Source organism: Methylocystis iwaonis (assembly GCF_027925385.1).
In the GTDB taxonomy this organism is placed as follows: domain Bacteria; phylum Pseudomonadota; class Alphaproteobacteria; order Rhizobiales; family Beijerinckiaceae; genus Methylocystis; species Methylocystis iwaonis.
Genome location: NZ_AP027142.1, coordinates 940961 through 959186 on the forward strand (window position 1 = coordinate 940961; position 18226 = coordinate 959186).

The 18226-nt window shown below is 65.3% G+C and carries 16 protein-coding genes; 8 read left to right on the top strand and 8 right to left on the bottom strand.

Annotation, left to right across the window (positions count from 1 at the left end; all coding sequences use genetic code 11):
* Window positions 1–94 precede the first annotated feature (94 nt).
* Window positions 95–1255 (bottom strand): CobW family GTP-binding protein, encoded by a 1161-nt coding sequence (locus QMG84_RS04570; RefSeq protein WP_281930766.1) that lies wholly within the window; start codon window positions 1253–1255, stop codon window positions 95–97.
* Between the two features lie 11 nt (window positions 1256–1266).
* A complete protein-coding gene (locus QMG84_RS04575; RefSeq protein WP_281930767.1) occupies window positions 1267–2751 on the bottom strand; it encodes a D-alanyl-D-alanine carboxypeptidase family protein in 1485 nt (494 codons plus the stop codon).
* A gap of 312 nt (window positions 2752–3063) precedes the next feature.
* Between QMG84_RS04575 and QMG84_RS04580 the strand changes: the two genes are divergently transcribed.
* The 8 genes from QMG84_RS04580 to QMG84_RS04615 all read left to right on the top strand — a co-directional run bounded on the left by QMG84_RS04580 (window position 3064) and on the right by QMG84_RS04615 (window position 12036).
* Window positions 3064–3963 (top strand): LysR family transcriptional regulator, encoded by a 900-nt coding sequence (locus QMG84_RS04580; RefSeq protein WP_202072905.1) that lies wholly within the window; start codon window positions 3064–3066, stop codon window positions 3961–3963.
* 129 nt (window positions 3964–4092) lie between these two features.
* On the top strand, window positions 4093–4569 hold the full coding sequence (locus QMG84_RS04585; protein ID WP_165051135.1) for a formate dehydrogenase subunit gamma: 477 nt from the start codon (window positions 4093–4095) through the stop codon (window positions 4567–4569).
* The gene (locus QMG84_RS04590) at window positions 4566–6116 is read left to right on the top strand and encodes a formate dehydrogenase beta subunit (RefSeq protein ID WP_281930771.1); all 1551 of its coding nucleotides are present in this window, start codon (window positions 4566–4568) and stop codon (window positions 6114–6116) included. Before QMG84_RS04585 ends, QMG84_RS04590 begins: the two co-directional genes overlap by 4 nt.
* A gap of 10 nt (window positions 6117–6126) precedes the next feature.
* On the top strand, window positions 6127–9006 hold the full coding sequence (fdhF, locus tag QMG84_RS04595; protein ID WP_281930772.1) for a formate dehydrogenase subunit alpha: 2880 nt from the start codon (window positions 6127–6129) through the stop codon (window positions 9004–9006).
* Window positions 9003–9830 carry a formate dehydrogenase accessory sulfurtransferase FdhD gene (gene fdhD, locus QMG84_RS04600; RefSeq protein ID WP_281930773.1) on the top strand — a complete coding sequence of 276 codons (828 nt, stop codon included), beginning with the start codon at window positions 9003–9005 and terminating at the stop codon, window positions 9828–9830. Before fdhF ends, fdhD begins: the two co-directional genes overlap by 4 nt.
* Before the next feature lie 22 nt (window positions 9831–9852).
* The gene (locus tag QMG84_RS04605) at window positions 9853–10044 is read left to right on the top strand and encodes a formate dehydrogenase subunit delta (RefSeq protein WP_330084169.1); all 192 of its coding nucleotides are present in this window, start codon (window positions 9853–9855) and stop codon (window positions 10042–10044) included.
* Window positions 10045–10191: 147 nt separating this feature from the next.
* Window positions 10192–10701 carry a YchJ family protein gene (locus QMG84_RS04610; RefSeq protein ID WP_281930775.1) on the top strand — a complete coding sequence of 170 codons (510 nt, stop codon included), beginning with the start codon at window positions 10192–10194 and terminating at the stop codon, window positions 10699–10701.
* Between the two features lie 168 nt (window positions 10702–10869).
* Window positions 10870–12036: an IS4 family transposase gene (locus QMG84_RS04615; RefSeq protein ID WP_281927877.1), complete on the top strand. Its 1167-nt coding sequence runs from the start codon at window positions 10870–10872 to the stop codon at window positions 12034–12036.
* 149 nt (window positions 12037–12185) lie between these two features.
* On the opposite strand, the gene QMG84_RS04620 is transcribed toward QMG84_RS04615, so the two are convergent.
* The 6 genes from QMG84_RS04620 to rph form a co-directional block, all read right to left on the bottom strand.
* On the bottom strand, window positions 12186–12752 hold the full coding sequence (locus tag QMG84_RS04620) for a methylated-DNA--[protein]-cysteine S-methyltransferase (protein WP_281930776.1): 567 nt from the start codon (window positions 12750–12752) through the stop codon (window positions 12186–12188).
* 35 nt (window positions 12753–12787) lie between these two features.
* Window positions 12788–13177 carry a DUF779 domain-containing protein gene (locus QMG84_RS04625; protein ID WP_281930777.1) on the bottom strand — a complete coding sequence of 130 codons (390 nt, stop codon included), beginning with the start codon at window positions 13175–13177 and terminating at the stop codon, window positions 12788–12790.
* 148 nt (window positions 13178–13325) lie between these two features.
* Complete coding sequence (locus QMG84_RS04630) at window positions 13326–14636, bottom strand: IS4 family transposase (protein ID WP_281928760.1); 1311 nt, start codon at window positions 14634–14636, stop codon at window positions 13326–13328.
* Window positions 14637–14810: 174 nt separating this feature from the next.
* Window positions 14811–16328, bottom strand: coding sequence for an aldehyde dehydrogenase (adh, locus tag QMG84_RS04635; RefSeq protein ID WP_281930779.1), 1518 nt, complete (start codon window positions 16326–16328; stop codon window positions 14811–14813).
* Window positions 16329–16579: 251 nt separating this feature from the next.
* Window positions 16580–17209, bottom strand: a complete 630-nt coding sequence (rdgB, locus tag QMG84_RS04640) for an RdgB/HAM1 family non-canonical purine NTP pyrophosphatase (RefSeq protein WP_281930781.1) — start codon at window positions 17207–17209, stop codon at window positions 16580–16582.
* 183 nt (window positions 17210–17392) lie between these two features.
* Window positions 17393–18106: a ribonuclease PH gene (gene rph / locus QMG84_RS04645; RefSeq protein WP_281930782.1), complete on the bottom strand. Its 714-nt coding sequence runs from the start codon at window positions 18104–18106 to the stop codon at window positions 17393–17395.
* Window positions 18107–18226: the final 120 nt, after the last annotated feature.

An 18226-nucleotide genomic window follows, 5' to 3' on the forward strand; every position in this document is an offset into this window, starting at 1 on the left:
CGCGGGAGAGGGAACGCGCGCGATCAGCGTTGTCGATGAAGGCCGCAACCTGCCCCCTCTCCCGCGAGAGCGGGGGAGGGTTGGGGAGGGGGCCTCAGCCCAGCAACCCGCCCTTCGCGGGAGCCAGCGGATTATTGGTCAGCGCCTCGGCGTCGGGCGTGCCGACCGCCGGCCGATGAATCAGCGCCGCATAAAGCCCCTCGACGAATTTCCGGTCCAAATTCTTCACGATGAAGACGATGCGCGTTCGCCGGTCGTCATCGGGCCAAGCCTCCAGCCGATGCGGCGGATGGAAGACGTGCTGCACGCCATGGATGACGACAGGCCGTTCGGGTTCGTCGGAAAGCGCGACGATCCCCTTCACCCGCAGCAGCCGCGGCCCGTGCGTATGGCGCAGCAGATCGATGAAAATGTCGAAGGATGGGGGCGTGAAGGGCTCGTCGCCCGTCAGGCAAAACGCCTGAATGTGCGCGTCGTGGCGATTAACGTCGTGATGGTGGTGATCGTGATGCGCGTGGCCATGCTCGTGATGATGGCCATCTTCATGCGCCTCGTCCACCGCCTCGGCGTTCAACCAGTCGCGCACGCGCGGCGTCTTGGTCGCCGGGTCGTAGAGGCCGCAGTCGAGCAAAGCGGCGGGCGTCGCCTCGCTGGCGTCGAGGATGCGCGCGCCCGGGTTCAGCGCCGCCAATCGGGACTTCAGGCTCGCCGCCTTTGCGGCCCCCTCGGGCAGGTCGGTCTTCGTGACGACCAGACGATCGGCGACGGCGGCCTGCTTCACCGCCTCTTCATGGGCGTCGAGCGTCGCTTCGCCATTCACGGCGTCGATCACGGTCACGACCCCGTCGAGCCGGAAGCGCAGCACGAGATAAGGATGGTTCATGATCGTATGGAGGATGGGCGCCGGATCGGCGAGGCCCGTCGTCTCCAGCACGACGCGGCGGAACGGCTTGATCCGCCCATTGTCCAGCCGCCGCAGCAGATCCTCGAGCGTGTTCACGAGATCGCCGCGAATCGTGCAGCAGATGCAGCCCGAGCTCATCATCACCATGTCGCCTTCGATCTTCTCGATGAAGAGATGGTCGAGGCCGATCTCGCCGAACTCATTGATGAGGACGAGCGTGTCGGAAAGCTCCGGCGCGGCGAGCAGGCGGTTGAGCAAAGTGGTTTTGCCGGCGCCGAGAAAACCGGTCAGCACGGTCAATGGAAGGGGCGGCGGCGGCCGACGGCCGGCGGCGTCGAGAGTTTCGCTCACGGCGTGTTCACTCACTGGGTTTTGCCGTGCGGCTTGGTCTCGGCGTGGACCTTGCCGGGAGCCTTCGGCTTTTCAGCCGCGGCCTTTTCGGCGGGCTTGGCGACGATTTTCACCGGCGCGGCTTTCTCCGCCTGCGCCTTGCCTTTCTTCGCCGCTTTGCCCTTCGCCGGTTTGTCGTGTGAAGCGGCCTTGTCTTCGTGAATGATGTCCGCGACGGGCGCCGGCGCGGGGACATGGGCGTGGCTAATGTGTTTGCCGGCTCTGCCCTTGCCCTTTCGCATCGTGACGGCGTCGGGGGCGGCGCGGCTGATCGGCGAGGCCTCCCCGCCCGTGGGCTCGACATTGGCGTAGGCGGCGAGATCGGGCTGCTCGCCGATCGGCGCGCCGGGCGCGCGGGCGCGGGCCACGGGGCCGGTATAGCCTGCCGCGCGTCCGACAAAGACCGGCACAGGCTCGAAATGCGGACGCGGCAAGCGGGCGATGTCTTTCACGCTGATCTGCTGCTGGCCGGCGCCGACCGCGTCGAGCAGCGGAATGCCCGTTGGCGCAGAGCCGACCGGAATGCTCATATCCTCGACTTCGTTCATGAATTCCGCCGTCGCCGCGCCGCGGTGATGGCAGACGCTGTCGCGCATGTCGGGCGCAGCCGTCGGGCCGGCGCTGGGCAATGACGCGAGCGAGCCGATCGAGCCGCCGGTCTGGAAGGCGCGGTCGAGCAGCGCCGCCGCCTTGGCCGTGCGCGCCGAGGCGGAGGGCGCGCCGAGCACGACCGCAATGAGACGCTGGCCGCCATGCGTGGCCGAGGCGACGAGATTGAAGCCGGCGGGGCAGGTGAAGCCGGTCTTCATGCCGTCGGCGCCGGGGTAGCGGCCGAGCAGGCCGTTATGGGTGGCGTGGACGCTGGCGCCGAGCTTCATGGCGCCGATGTTCCAAAGGTTTGAATATTCGGGAAACTGCACATAAAGGGCGCGGCCGAGAAGAGCGAGGTCGCGGGCCGAAGTGACCTGGCGCGTATCGGGCAGCCCGTTGGGATTGACCCAGACCGATTGCGTCATGCCGAGCTTCTGCGAAGCCGCGTTCATATCGTCGGCGAAGGCTTCGACCGAGCCCGAAACCCCTTCCGCAATGGTGACCGCGATGTCGTTCGCCGACTTCACCATCAGCATGATGAGCGCATTTTGCAGGGTGACCTCGGAGCCGGAGCGGAAGCCCATCTTGGACGGCGCCATGCGCGTGGCGCGCGGCGACACCATCAAGGGCGTGTCCATCGTGAGGCGCCCGGCGCGCACGGCGTCGAGCGCGACATAGGCGGTCATCAGCTTGGTCAGCGAGGCCGGGTACCAGGAGGCGGTCGCCTGGTCCTGTTCGAGAACCGAGCCGGACGCCACGTCGATGACGAGCGACGGGGTGGCTCGCGCAGCCGGGGCGGGGAGCGCGGCGGCGGCGAGGCAAGATGCGAATGCCCCGAGACGGGAAAGCCCCTTTATCTTGGCCATTGGCAAAACGTCTCCTTGGTCGCCGCCCGTTGAGAGCGCTGCAAAAAACATACTGGCCTTTCGAGACGGTTCAAATATGGGCAAATTGTGACAGGCGCCAGTCAAAAGCTTTGCAAGCCTCAATCGCGCGCGCCGCTATCCACCGACTCGGAGCGACTCGTTTCCTCTCGATTTCGCGGGCGTTTGCGTCGCCGGTATGGTATGGCACGGCCAGCGCGAGGCAGAGGCGCCTGGGGGAGCCGCCGCCCAAGTGGTCGGGCATGCCGCGAATGAACCCAAGAGGCGGCGCCATCGGCGCCGACACGTTCCGAAGTGATCGACAAACTCGAATTTCTCATCGCGGTCGCCAGCGAGAAAAGCTTCTCTCGCGCGGCGGAGATTTGCGGCGTCACCCAGCCCACGCTCTCCGCCGGCGTCAAGCAGCTCGAGGACTCGCTCGGGGTGCTGCTGGTCAACCGCTCGTCCCGCTTCCACGGCCTGACCGCCGAAGGCGAGCGGGTGCTGGAATGGGCCAAGCGCATCGTCGGCGACGCCCGCGCCATGCGCCAGGAGGTCCGCACGCTGCGCGAAGGGCTCTGCGGGCAGCTCAAGATCGCCGTCATTCCCACGGCGGAGGGAATCGTCTCGGCGCTCACCACGCCCTATCGCGCCAAGCATCCGCATGTGCGCTTCAAGGTGGTCTCGGCGTCATCGACCGAGGTGCTCGCCATGCTCGATAATCTCGAGATCGACGCGGGCATTACTTATCTCGATAATGAACCGCTCGGCCGTGTCAGAACCGTACCGCTTTGTTCGGAACGCTACCGGCTGCTGACAGCCGAGGGCAATCCGTTGAGCGACCGCGATCGGGTCACCTGGGCCGACGTCGGCCGGATCGATTTGTGCCTGCTCACGCCCGACATGCAGAATCGCCGGATCGTCGAACGGCTGATCGGCGCCAATGGCGCCGAGCTCGCGCCGATTCTCGAGTCGAACTCGGTCATTCTGCTCTACGACCACGTCAAATCCGGCCGCTGGGCGACGATCATGCCGGAAAAGCTCGCGAAAACCTTGGGGACGCAGCCGCCGCTGCGCTCGATCCCCATTGTCGAGCCCGAGGCCGGCCATGAGATCGGCCTGGTCGCCCCGCTGCGCGATCCGGTCATTCCGCTGGTTGGCGCGCTCGTTGCAGAGGCAAAAGCGCTCGCCGAAAGCGGCAGTCTGGCCGATTGATAGGCAAGCCCTATGGCGCAACGGCCGGGACGGTATTGATCGGCGCCGGGAATTCCGGCAGTGTCATCGGAATAATATAAATGAAGGGCGCCTTGTCTCGAAGGTCGACGCCCCAAAGCGAGGGAAGAAATGGCTGGCGCTGCTCAGTATAGCGACGAGCGGGCGCGGGAGATCATTGCGGCCCATATGGGCCTCGAAGGACCTGCACTGCCCATATTGCATGCGCTTCAGGCTGAATTCGGCTATGTGCCGGATTCCGCGGTGAAGGAAATGGCGACGGCGCTGAACATCAGCCGCGCCGAAATGCATGGCGTCGTCACCTTTTATCACGACTTCCACAGCGCCCCGCACGGCCGCCACACGCTGAAAATCTGCCGCGCCGAATCGTGCCAGTCGATGGGCGCCGAGAAGCAGGCCAACGACTTCCTCGCCCGCCAAAAGCTCGAATGGCATCAGACGACGCCCGACGGCTCCCTCACGGTCGAGCCGGTCTATTGTCTGGGCCTGTGCGCCCATAGTCCGGCCGCCCTGTACGATGGCGAGCCGATTGGACAGGTCGACGCCGCGACGCTCGACGAGATCGTAGCAGAGGCGAAAGGCGAATGACCAAGATCTACATTCCGCTGGATATGGCCGCCGTGGCGATGGGCGCCGATCGCCTCGCCGCCGCCGTCGCCAAGGAGGCCGCCGCGCGCGGCCAGCAAGTCGAGATCGTGAGAAACGGCTCGCGCGGCATGCTCTGGCTCGAGCCCCTGATCGAGGTGGAGACGCCCGCGGGCCGTGTCGGTTACGGCCCCGCCAAGGTGAAGGACGTCGCCTCGCTGTTCGACGCGGGCTTCCTCACCGGCGGCGCGCATGCGCTGAGCATCGGGGTGGTCGAAGAGCACCCCTGGATGAAGCGCCAGAACCGCTTCACCTTCGTGCGCTGCGGCGTGATCGACCCGCTGTCGGTCGCCGACTATGAGGCGCATGACGGTTTCAAGGGTCTGAAACGCGCTTTCGAGATCGGCTCGGCTGCGATCGTCGACGAGGTCGCCAAGTCCGGCCTGCGCGGCCGTGGCGGCGCAGGCTTCCCGACCGGCATCAAGTGGAAAACGGTCGCCGATTGCGCGCCCGGGCAAAAATATGTGGTCGTCAACGCCGACGAGGGCGACTCCGGCACTTTCGCCGACCGCATGATCATGGAAGGCGATCCGCTCTCCCTCATCGAGGGCATGACCATCTGCGGCTATGCGATCGGCGCCTCCAAGGGCTACGTTTATCTGCGCTCGGAATATCCGGTCGTCGCCAAGGTCTTCCAGGCTGCGATCGAGAAGGCGCGCGACGCCGGCTGGCTCGGCCAGAACATCAAGGGCTCTGGCTTCGATTTCGACGTCGAGCTGCGCATTGGCGCCGGCGCCTATGTCTGCGGCGAGGAGACGTCGCTGCTCGAAAGCCTCGAGGGCAAGCGCGGCATCGTGCGCGCCAAGCCGCCGCTGCCGGCCCATGTCGGCCTCTTCGGCAAGCCTACGGTCGTCAACAACGTCCTCTCCATGGCCACCGTGCCGATGATTCTGGAGAAGGGCGCGAAGCATTACGCCGATCTCGGCGTCGGCCGTTCGCGCGGCACCATGCCGCTGCAGATCGCCGGCAATGTGAAATTCGGCGGCCTGTTCGAAACCGACTTCGGCATTCCGCTCGGCACGATCGTCAATGACATCGCCGGCGGCACGCGCACGGGCCGTCCGGTGAAAGCGGTGCAGGTCGGCGGTCCGCTCGGCGCCTATGTGCCTGTGTCGCTTTTCGACCTACCTTTCGACTACGAAGCTTTTGCGGCGAAAGACAGCCTGATCGGCCATGGCGGGCTCGTCGTGTTCGACGACACGATCGACATGCTGTGGATGGCGCGTTTCGGCATGGAATTCTGCGCGATCGAAAGCTGCGGAAAATGCACGCCTTGCCGTATCGGCTCGACGCGCGGCGTCGAGACGATCGACAAAATTCGCAATGGTCAGGATGTCGAGAAGAATATCGAGCTTCTCAAGGACCTCTGCCACACCATGAAGTTTGGCTCATTGTGTGCATTGGGCGGCTTCGCGCCGTATCCCGTCGAGAGCGCTCTACGCCATTTCCCAGAGGACTTCCGCAAGTCGGCCCTTGAAGCCGCTGAGTGAGGTAGCCGCCATGACGCTTATCAAAGAGACAGATTACGGGACGCCAGAGTCCAAGTCGGCGAACATGGTCACGCTGACCATCGACGGCAAGAGCGTCACTGTTCCCGAGGGAACCTCCATCATGCGCGCGGCGATGGAGGCCGGGACCGAGATCCCGAAGCTCTGCGCCACGGACAGCATCAAGGCTTTCGGCTCCTGCCGCCTCTGCGTGATCGAGGTCGAGGGCCGCAACGGCACGCCCGCTTCCTGCACCACGCCGGTCGCGCCGGGCATCTCCGTCAAGACCCAGACGCCGCGCCTTTCCGCCATCCGTCGCGGCGTGATGGAGCTCTATATCTCCGACCATCCGCTCGACTGTCTGACCTGCGCCGCCAATGGCGATTGCGAGCTGCAGGATATGGCCGGCGCTGTCGGCCTGCGCGACGTGCGTTATGGCTATGACGGCTCCAACCATGTCTTCGCCCGCAACAATGGCGAAGCCAATTTCAATTGGAAGCCGAAGGACGAGTCGAACCCGTACTTCACCTATGACCCGGCGAAGTGCATCGTCTGTAACCGCTGCGTGCGCGCCTGCGAGGAAGTGCAGGGCACTTTCGCGCTGACGATCTCCGGACGCGGCTTCGACTCGCGCGTTTCGCCCGGCATGGACGAAGCCTTCATGGAGTCGGAATGCGTCTCCTGCGGCGCTTGCGTGCAGGCCTGCCCGACGGCGACCCTCACCGAGAAGTCGGTCATCGCCATCGGCCAGCCGGAGCATTCCGCCGTCACCACCTGCGCCTATTGCGGCGTGGGCTGCACCTTCAAGGCCGAGATGCGCGGCGAAGAGCTCGTGCGCATGGTGCCCTGGAAGGACGGCAAGGCCAATCACGGCCATAGCTGCATCAAGGGCCGCTTCGCCTACGGCTACGCCCATCACGGCGACCGCATCCTCAATCCGATGATCCGCGAGTCGATCGATCAGCCGTGGCAGGTCGTCTCCTGGGATGAGGCTTTGACCTTCGCCGCCGACCGTCTGAAGGCGGTGCAGGCGAAATATGGCAAGGGCTCGGTCGGCGCCATCACCTCGTCGCGCTGCTCGAACGAAGAGACCTATCTCGTTCAGAAGCTCGTGCGCGCCGGCTTCGGCAACAACAACGTCGACACTTGCGCCCGCGTCTGCCATTCGCCGACCGGCTACGGCCTCAACCAGGCCTTCGGCACCTCGGCCGGCACGCAGGATTTCGACTCGGTCGACGACTCCGACGTCATTCTCGTCATCGGCGCCAATCCGACCGACGCGCATCCGGTCTTCGGCTCGCGCATGAAGAAGCGCCTGCGCGAGGGCGCCAAGCTGATCGTCATCGATCCGCGCCGCACCGACCTGGTGCGTTCGCCCCATATCGCGGCGGACTTCCACCTGCCGCTCAAGCCCGGCACCAATGTCGCGATGGTCACGGCGCTCGCCCATGTCATCGTGACGGAAGGGCTCGTCAACGAAGAGTTCGTCCGCGCGCGCTGCGATTGGGACGAGTTCCAGGCTTGGGCCGACTTCGTGTCGCTCGACCGCAACAGCCCCGAGGCGCTGGAGTCGGTCATCGGCGTCAAGGCCGAAGACATCCGCGGCGCCGCGCGTCTTTATGCGACCGGCGGCAATGGGGCGATCTACTACGGTCTCGGCGTGACGGAGCACTCGCAGGGCTCCACCACGGTCATGGGCATCGCCAACCTCGCCATGGCGACCGGCAATCTCGGCCGTCGCGGCGTCGGCGTGAACCCGCTGCGTGGCCAGAACAATGTGCAGGGCTCCTGCGACATGGGCTCGTTCCCGCACGAGCTGCCGGGCTATCAGCACATTTCGGGCGAGGCGGCGCGCGCCGCTTTCGAGGCGGACTGGGGCGTCAAGCTCGACCCCGAGCCCGGCCTGCGCATCCCCAATATGTTCGACGCGGCGGTTGAGGGCCGGTTCAAGGGCCTCTATCTGCAGGGCGAGGACATTCTGCAGTCCGATCCCGACACGCGCCATGTTTCGGCGGCTCTCGCCAATATGGAAATCGTGATCGTGCAGGACCTGTTCCTGGTCGAATCCGCCCATTACGCCCATGTCTTCCTGCCGGGCTGCTCCTTCCTCGAGAAGGACGGCACCTTCACCAACGCCGAGCGCCGCATCCAGCGCATCCGCCAGGTGATGAGGCCTAAGAACGGCTACGGCGATTGGGAGATCACCCAGAACCTCGCCAATAAGCTCGGCCTGGGTTGGAGCTACGCGCATCCGTCCGAGATCATCGACGAGATCGCGCGGCTGACGCCCTCCTTCCGCAACGTCTCCTATACGATGCTGGAAGAGGTCGGCTCCGTGCAGTGGCCGTGCAACGACGCATCGCCGGACGGCATGCCGATCATGCACATCGAGGGCTTCGCGCGCGGCAAGGGCAAATTCGTCATCACCGAATATGTGCCGACCGACGAGAAGGTCGGGCCGCGCTTCCCGCTGCTGCTGACGACGGGCCGCATCCTGTCGCAGTACAACGTCGGCGCGCAGACCCGCCGCACCGAGAACAGCCAATGGCATCCCGAGGACGTTCTCGAAATCCATCCGCATGACGCGGAGGATCGCGGCGTCGTCGAGGGCGATTGGGTGAAGGTCGCGAGCCGCGCCGGCGAGACGACGCTTCGCGTCAAGATCACCGATCGCGTGGCGCCGGGCGTGGTCTATACGACCTTCCATCATCCGCTCTGCAACACCAATGTCGTGACCACCGACAATTCGGATTGGGCGACGAACTGCCCTGAATACAAAGTGACGGCCGTGCAGATCTCCAAGAGCAACGGCCCCACCGAGTTCCAGGAGAAGTATCGCGAGCTGTCCGAGTCCGCTCGGCGGATTGCGAGCACGATCGACGCGGCGGAATGACCGAGACGCCGTCGGCCACTCTTCGGGTAGAATGCCTGGCGCGCCGTCACGATGTGACGGCGCGCTCTTCACGCGTGATCCCCGAAGAAACGCCGATCGCCTTCACCTATGGCGGCTCAACCCATGCAGTGATGATGGCGACGCCCGCCGATCTCGAAGATTTCGCGGTCGGCTTCGCCATCACCGAGGGGCTCATTGACGCGCCCGAGGACGCGGGCGAGGTCGAGATTGTTACTTCGGACGCGGGCATCGAGCTGCGCACATGGCTCGGCGGCGGCCGGCAGGACGCTTATGCGGCGCGCAAGCGCTCCATGGCGGGGCCGACCGGTTGCGGGCTGTGCGGCATCGAGAGCCTGGAGGCGGCGACGCGCGCGCTGCCGACGCTCGACAATGCGCTCACGGTCGACGCCGAAGGATTGATCGCGGCGATGGACCGGCTGCCCGGCGCGCAGAAGATCAATCAGGAAACGCGCGCGGTTCACGCCGCGGCTTTCTGGAGCCCCGCGTCCAACACGCTCATCGTGCGCGAGGACGTCGGGCGCCACAATGCGCTCGACAAGCTCGCTGGCGCGCTTGCGCGCCAAGGCCTCGCCGCGTCGCAGGGGGTAGTTTTGATGACGAGCCGCGTCTCCGTCGAGCTCGTACAAAAGGCCGCCCGCATCGGCGCGCCGATCATCGCGGCGGTGTCGGCGCCGACGGCCTTGGCTGTTCGCAGCGCCGAAAAATGCGGTATGACGCTCGTGGCCGTGATGCGGGGCCGCGACTTCGAAATCTTCACCCATCCAGGACGCATCGTCGAACAGGTTTCCGCACATGTCGCATGATTCAGTTGAGAAGCTCGTGAAAATGGCCAATCAGATCGGCTCCTTCTTCGGCGCGCAGAAGATCGGCGCCGCCGCCGGCATGGCCGAGCATTTGCGCAAGTTCTGGGCCCCCCATATGCGCGCGACGATTTCCGAGCATGTGAGCCATGGCGGCGCGGGCCTCGAGCCGATCGCGATCGAAGCGGTCAAGATTCTCCAGGCCGAAAAGAAGTAAGACGAACTGTCGCTAGACGAAGAAGCAGCGGCGCCGGCGATGCCGGGCCGCTCTTTTCGTTTCTGCTACTGACGCCGAAAGTGATGGACGGAGCGCGCGCCATCCCTTAGCTCTTCGCCCGCAAGATTACTCATCAGAAAGTCCAGCATGACCGACGCAATCTGCCCCTGCCGCGTAACCGACGCCGACAAGCGCGCCTATGCCGATTGCTGCAAGCCCTATCTTGAAGACGGCAAGTCGCCGCCGACGGCCGAAGCGCTGATGCGCTCGCGCTACACGGCCTTCACGCGCGCTGACATCGATTATCTCGAAGAGACGCTCGCGCCCGGCACGCGCGACGATTTCGACCGCAAGGCGATCACCCATTGGTCGAAGCAATCGCAATGGCTCGGCCTCGAAGTGCTCTCCACCGAAGCGGGCGGCGAGAGTGACGACAGCGGCTTTGTCGAATTCGTCGCGAGCTTCACCATCGAAGGGCAACGCTACGACCATCGCGAGCGCTCGCTGTTCAAGAAGGTCGACGGCCGCTGGTATTTCCAGGAAGAGGCCAACCGCAAGAACGAGCCGATCGTGAAGGGCAAGCAGCCCGGCCGCAACGATCCGTGCCCCTGCGGCTCCGGCAAGAAATATAAGAAGTGCTGCGGCGCCGCCGCGTAATTAACGCCGGCGCGCCCTCATCCGACCCTCGCTAACGCGAGGGCCACCTTCTCCCGCAAGCGGCAGGGCTGTCCGGGGAATGAGTCGAAAGGTCGCGGGCGCATGCCCGGTTTTCCCGACGGTTGTCGGGTATTTTCCGGTTGTCGAGACTGGAAAAAAGGACCGGACATGCCCGTGCACTCTACTGTATTCGCCCAACTGCTCAAGCCGGTCGATCGGCGCGCCTTCAAGCAGATCGTCGAGCGGCATGGCGGCGACGCCTACGACAAATCCTTCAAGAGCTGGGATCACCTCGTCGCGCTCATCTACGCCCAGCTTGCCGGGGTCTCCAGCCTGCGCGCCCTCGTTCCCGCCTTCAACGCCGACGCGCGCGCGCATTATCACCTCGGGACGCGGCGGCTCGCGCGCACGACCCTTTCCGACGCCAACGCCCGCCGGCCCGTCGCCGTCTTCGCCGATCTCTTCGCCATGCTCTCCGGCGCGCTCGACCGTCATACGCGCCGGGAGGGCGCGGACATGATCCGCCTCATCGATTCGACGCCCATCCCTTTGAGCAAATTCCTCGATTACGCCCGCTCCAACGGCCGCACTCACGGCCTCAAAATGCACGTGGTCCATGACCCGCGCGCCAATCGGCCCCTTCGCGCGGAAGTCACGCCCGCCAATGTGAACGACATAGAGATCGGCAAGAAAACCGATATCGAGCCGGGCGCCGCTTATGTCTTCGACAAAGGCTATTGCGACTATCGCTGGTGGACCGAGATCGCCGCGCAAGGCGCTTTCTTCGTCACCCGGCCGAAGGCGAACGCCCGCTTCCGGGCGATCGCCGCCCGCCCGCTCGACCCCGAAAGCGCGCGGGGCGACGGCTTCGCCGTGATCGCCGACGAGGAGGTGGCGCTGGCCAGCAAAGGCGATTCCAAGCTGCCCATGCCGCTGCGGCGCATCACCGTGGAAAGAGACGAGGCCAAAGGCCGCATCGTCCTCATCGTCAACGACATGCGCCGCCCGGCCGCGGAAATCGCCGCGCTCTACAAGGGCCGCTGGGCAATCGAGCTGCTGTTCCGTTGGATCAAGCAGCATCTCAACATCAAGAGCTTCATCGGCGAGGCCGAAAACGCCGTGCGCCTGCAGCTCTTCGCCGCGATGATCGCCTTCACCCTGCTGCGCATCGCCGCCTGCGTCCACAAGATCGACATGGCGGCACTGCGTTTCGCCGAGCTCGTCGGCCGCTTCCTCTTCGACCGCCGGCCGATCGCGCTTATCGACAAGCCGCCAATCAGGCCCAAGCCCGGCCGAGACTTCTCTAGTCTGCAGCTCCAGCTCGCGGCCCTATGATTTCCCCGGACAGCCCTGCGCAAGCGGGAGAAGGAGAGAACACGAGGTTTCGGAACCTTGGAAATGATCTTTGAACGAGGCAACTCCTTCTCCCGCTCGCGGGAGAAGGTGGCCCCTGCGTTAGCAGGGGTCGGATGAGGGCGCGCCGATCACGCGACATGGCGGGGCAGGACCGCCTTCTCCCGCGCCAGCAGGACACGCTTGCGATCGGCTCCCCAGTGATAGCCGGAAAGGGCGCCATCGCTGCGCAGCACGCGATGGCAGGGGACCGCGACCGCCACAGGATTTGCGCCAATGGCGCTTCCCACCGCTCGCGTCGCTTTCGGCGCGCCGATGCGACGGGCGATCTCGCCATAGCTTGTCGTATGGCCCGGCGGGATCTCACGCAGCGCGGCCCAGACGCGGCGCTGGAACTCCGTGCCGCGCGCGTCGATCGGAAAGGCGACGGGGGAGTTGGGCCGTTCGATCATCGCCAACGCGGCGTCGACAAGCGCATCGCCATCCGCATCCTCGATCAGCAGGGCCTTTTTGAAACGCCTGCGAAGGTCGTCCTGCAGAACTTCGGCGTCGTCGCCGAGCAATATGGCGCAGACGCCTTTCTCGCTCACGGCGATCAGCGCCTTGCCGAGGCTGCATCTTCGCAGCGAATAATGGATCGTCTCTACCCCGGGCGTCGGAACCGCTAGCGGCGTCTCAAGCAGGCTTTGAGCTTTCATCGAAACCTTCCAACGTAAAGCGACCAACGGCTTAGCTAGTAACGACTTGGGTCTTGCGACGCGAGGGCGCTGAGCTCCTCGTCAGAGAATAGCCTGGAACGGGCCAGGAATCTCTCCCCTGTGCCATTGTCCAGAGAAAACATGCCGCCCTGGCCCGGCACAACGTCGATGATGAGCTGCGTGTGTTTCCAGTAATCGAATTGCCCGCGCCCGATGTAGAAAGGCGCGCCGCCGATCTCGCCGAGCTTCACGTCATTGTCCCCCACGAGAAACTCGCACTCTGGATAGCACATGGGCGCCGAGCCGTCGCAGCAGCCGCCGGATTGGTGGAACAGGAGGGGGCCGTGCGCGCGGGTGAGGCGCTCGATGAGGGCGAGCGCGGTTTCGGTGGCGATGACTCTTTGGGGCTCGCGCGTTGAGTTCAAAGACCCCCTCCCTGTCCCTCCCCCGCCATAGGGCGTCTAAAAGACGCCCGTCTTTCGACGGGCTATGGCGGGAGAGGGGACGCTCGCGATCCGCATTCTTGATGAAGGCCGGGCTCTGCTCCCTCTCCCGCGAAGCGGGCTATCGGATTCACACATCGTAGAAGGTCAGCGCGGCTCCGAACTTTATTCGTCGAAAGTCGTCGAGGCCCTGGCGCATTACTTTGGGGCCGGGCTTTCCGTAATAGGCGGTCCAGCCGCCGAGCCTGGCGACGACCCAGGCGGCGAAGGCGAGGCTGCCTTTGCGGTGGGGGTTCTTCTGGCGGGCCGTCGCGCCCTCGAGCTTCGCCGAGACGGCCTCGAGCAGCGCTTCGTCCTCGGGCTCGAAAGCGTCCGTCAGCAACTGGTCGGTCGCGCCGTCGCGCGCCTTGACCAGTTGCATGACCGTCACAGCGGCGACCGCCGTCGCCGCCACCAGCTTGATCATCACTTTCGGATCGCAGATGTCGGCCTGCTCGATCTCGAAGCCCGCCGTCTTCAGCGTGCGGAAGAATTCCTCGATGGTCCAGCGCATTCGATAGAGGTCGATCACCCGGCGCGCCTCGGCCAGGCTCGTCGCCGCATGGGTCGTGAGAAGCCGCCAATGAATGGGCGCGACGCCCTCGGCGGCCCCGACCTCGCGCACGTCGACCAAAGTCACGCCGACCGCGTCCGGCAAGTCGCGCGCGCCGTGGCGCGGCTTGCGCAAAGTGACCGGCGAGACGCGGACCGCGAGCGCCGCCTTGCGCGCCTTGCGTCCCGGAGCCGCCGGGATCTCGGCGACGAAGCGGCCCGCCTCGGCCAATCCGTCGGCGAAGGGGAACAAAAGCTCGATCGCATCCTCGCCGTCTGCGGCGATCGTCCGGTTCTGGCAGGCGCGCACAATCAGCTCCACGCCGCCCGGACGCTGCGCGAGATGCGCGTAGATGTCGCTCTCCCGATCCGAGACGACAGTGATCCGCTTCGCCGCCGCGAAATCCTCGCGCGCATGCGTCGCCACATCGAGCCAGCGCTGCGATTCCTTGTCCGCGAGCGCGCGCGAGCGCCGCGCCGCGACCTTGGCCCCCGTGTCGCGGTTCCAGACCTCGGCATGAGCGAGGCCGAGCAGCGCGCCCGTGCCGGCGTCGAGCGCCAGGGCCGCGTGCAGCAAAAGGCCGCGCGTCCCGCCGCCCTTGCCGACCGGCCCATAGCCGTTCGCCTGCGCGCGCTTGCCGCCGAGCGCCAGCTCGCTGGTGTCCTGCGCCACCACTATGTCGCGACCCGCCGCCCGCGCCGCTGTGAGCCCGGCGGCGTGCCGCGCCATCTCCTCGGCGGTCACCGCAGGATTGCGCAGGAAGCGCGCGAGCCGCACCTCCTGCGCCCGCCGCCCGCCGGCGATCCGACGGATGCGCGCGCACGGCCGCGCGACGAGGCCCCGATGCAACGAGACCCCCCTTTTTCCAGGCGGCGGTCGCCGAACCGCCCCAGTCCATACGAAATCGCCATGCCCCACCCCGCGAATCAAAACGCGACCAACGGAATCAAACAGACCCGACCGAGGCAATCACGATGTGTGCATTCGATAGCGCGAAGCGGGGGAGGGTTGGGGAGGGGGCCCTCAGAAGAACCCCAGCTTCTTCGGGCTGTAGCTCACCAGCATGTTCTTCGTCTGCTGATAGTGATCCAGCATCATCTTGTGATTCTCACGCCCGATGCCCGACTGCTTGTAGCCGCCAAAGGCCGCGTGCGCGGGATAAGCGTGATAGCAGTTCGTCCAGACGCGGCCGGCCTGGATCGCGCGGCCGAAGCGGTAGCAGCGATTGATGTCGCGGCTCCATACGCCGGCTCCCAAGCCGTAGAGCGTGTCATTGGCGATATGCAGCGCTTCTTCGTCGTCCTTGAAGGTCGTCACCGACACCACGGGCCCGAAGATTTCCTCCTGGAAGACGCGCATCCGGTTATGGCCGTGCAGCACTGTCGGCTTCACATAGTAACCGCCGGCGAGGTCGCCCTCGAGCGTGTTGCGCTCGCCGCCAGCGAGCACCTTGGCGCCCTCCTGCTTGCCGATATCGATATAGCTCAGGATCTTCTCGAGCTGCTCGGAAGAGGCCTGCGCGCCGATCATCGTCTCGGGGTCGAGCGGATGGCCTTGCTTGATCGCGGCGACGCGCGCGAGCGCGCGCTCCATGAAGCGGTCATAAATCTTCTCGTGCACCAGCGCGCGGCTCGGGCAGGTGCAGACCTCGCCCTGATTGAGCGCGAACATCACGAAGCCTTCGATCGCCTTGTCGAAGAAATCGTCGTCCTCGCGCGCGACATCCTCGAAGAAGACGTTGGGCGATTTGCCGCCGAGCTCCAAGGTCACCGGGATCAGCGACTGACTGGCGTATTGCATGATCAGCCGGCCGGTCGTGGTCTCGCCGGTGAAAGCGATCTTGGCGATGCGGTTGGAGGAGGCGAGCGGCTTGCCGGCCTCCAGGCCAAAGCCGTTGACGATGTTCAGCACGCCCTTGGGCAGCAGATCGCCGACGACCTCCGCCCAGACGAGAATGCTCGCCGGCGTCTGCTCAGCCGGCTTGATGATGACGCAATTGCCGGCGGCGAGCGCGGGCGCGAGCTTCCACGCCGCCATCAGCAGCGGGAAATTCCACGGGATGATCTGGCCGACGACGCCGAGCGGCTCGTGGAAGTGATAGGCCACCGTGTCGTGGTCGATTTCGGAAATGCCGCCTTCCTGCGCGCGCACGGCGCCGGCGAAATAGCGAAAGTGATCGACCGCAAGCGGGATGTCGGCCGCCATGGTCTCGCGGATCGGCTTGCCATTGTCCCAGGTCTCGGCGGTCGCGAGGAGCGCGAGGTTCTCCTCCATGCGGTCGGCGATCTTATTGAGAATGCGCGCGCGCTCGGCGGCGCTGGTCTTGCCCCAGGCGTCTTTCGCGGCATGGGCGGCGTCGAGCGCAGCCTCTATGTCGTCCTTGTCCGAGCGGGCGATCTCACAGACCTTCTGGCCCGTGATCGGCGAGAGATTGTCGAAGACGCGGCCGGATTTGGCGTCGGCCCATTCACCATTGATGAAATTCCCGTAGCGCGCCTTGAAAGGGGGCTTTGCGGCGGCGAAACTCTCATGCTTGGTCATGGGCGGCCTTCCCTCGGGTTTCCAGCGTCGTGCGCCTTGGCGGCGCGTCTTTACCGTTGGAAGATAGTAAGGCACAGCTCCGCGCCAAGGGAAAGGCGGCCGGGAAGCTTGATCCTGTGTAATTGCGACGCGGCGTTCGTGGACGCCGTCATTGCGAGGAGCGTAGCGACGACGCAATCCAACGCAGCCTTTGCGGCCCTGGATTGCTTCGCTTCGCTCGCAATGACGGGTAAGCCGCGGTCAATAAAAGACTAATCCAAACACGCCTTCGCCATGGTCTGAAACGCCCGCGCCCGATGCGAGAGCGCCCGCGAGCCGTCGCCGGGCAGGGCGTGTTTCTCCGCCGACATCATCTCGCCGAAGGTCTTGTCGAGTTCGTCGGGCTTGAAGATCGGATCATAACCGAAGCCCTTGTCGCCCTTGGGCGGAAAGACGAGCACGCCATCGACGCGGCCCTCGAATTCCTCGATATGTCCGTCGGGCCAGACCAGTGCGAGCGCGCAGGTGAAGTTGGCGCGATAGGGGGGCGTTGCGCCGCGCTCCTCGAGCTTTTGCCGCACGAGTTCGCAGGCCGCCTTGAAGTCTCTGTTCTCACCCGCCCATCGTGCGGAATAGATCCCCGGCGCGCCGTCGAGCGCGTCGACGCAGAGGCCGGAGTCGTCCGCGAAGGCGGGCAGGCCCGAGGCCATCGCGGCGGAGCGCGCCTTCAACGCCGCATTGCCGCGGAAGGTCGTCTCCGTCTCCTCGGGCTCGGGAAGGCCGAGATCGCCCGCCGAAACGGCGTCGACGCCATGCGGGGCCAGCAACTGCTGAAGCTCCCAGAGCTTGCCGGGATTGTGCGTTGCGATGACGAGCTTGCCGTGGATTTTTCGGTAGGTCATGTGCGTCAGCGTTTCTTTTGCGGAAGCGCCCCCTCCCTGTCCCTCCCCCGTCATAGGGCGTCTGGAAGACGCCCGTCTCTCGACGGGCTGTGGCGGGAGAGGGGACGCTCACGATCAGCATTCTCGATGAAGGCCACAATCTGCCCCCTCTCCCGCGTTAGCGGGGGAGGGTTGGGGAGGGGGCTAAGCCAGAGCCGCTTTTTGCAGCGCAACCAGCTCCGTGACGCCCTTCTGCGCCAACGCCAGCATGGCGGAAAGCTCGTCTTGCGAGAACACCGCTACTTCCGCCGTCGCCTGAATTTCCACGAGGCCGCCAGAGCCGGTAATCACGAAATTGGCGTCGGTCTGCGCGGTCGAGTCTTCCGCGTAATCCAGATCGATGACCGGCGCGCCGTTGAAGATGCCGCAGGAGACCGCCGCCACATGGTCGCGCAGCGGATTTTCCTTGATGATGGAGCGCGAACGCATCCATTCGAAACAATCGCGCAGCGCGAGCCAGGCGCCGGTGATCGAGGCCGTGCGCGTGCCGCCGTCCGCCTGGATCACGTCGCAGTCGAGCATGATCTGGCGTTCGCCAATCGCCGGGAGATGGGTCACGGCGCGCAGCGAGCGGCCGATCAGGCGCTGGATTTCCTGCGTGCGGCCCGACAGCTTGCCGGCGGAAGCCTCCCGGCGCGTGCGCGTATGCGTGGCGCGCGGCAGCATGGAATATTCCGCCGTCACCCAGCCGCGGCCTTGTCCGCGCAGCCATTGCGGCGGCTTGTCTTCGAGTGATGCGGTGCACAAGACGTGCGTGTTGCCGAATTTCACGAGACAAGAGCCTTCGGCGTAGCGGGTGACGCCGCGCTCGAAGCTTACCGGGCGCATCTCGTCTGGCGCGCGCTTGCTGGGACGCATGAAGGCTCCTTTTTGCGTTCAATATTAGAGCGGTTCTAACGCGCTTTGGCTTGCGTTGGAAGCGCCTGCGGCGTTCATCTCACTTGCGCTTATAGAGACATGGTGGGACCATCCCGCAAC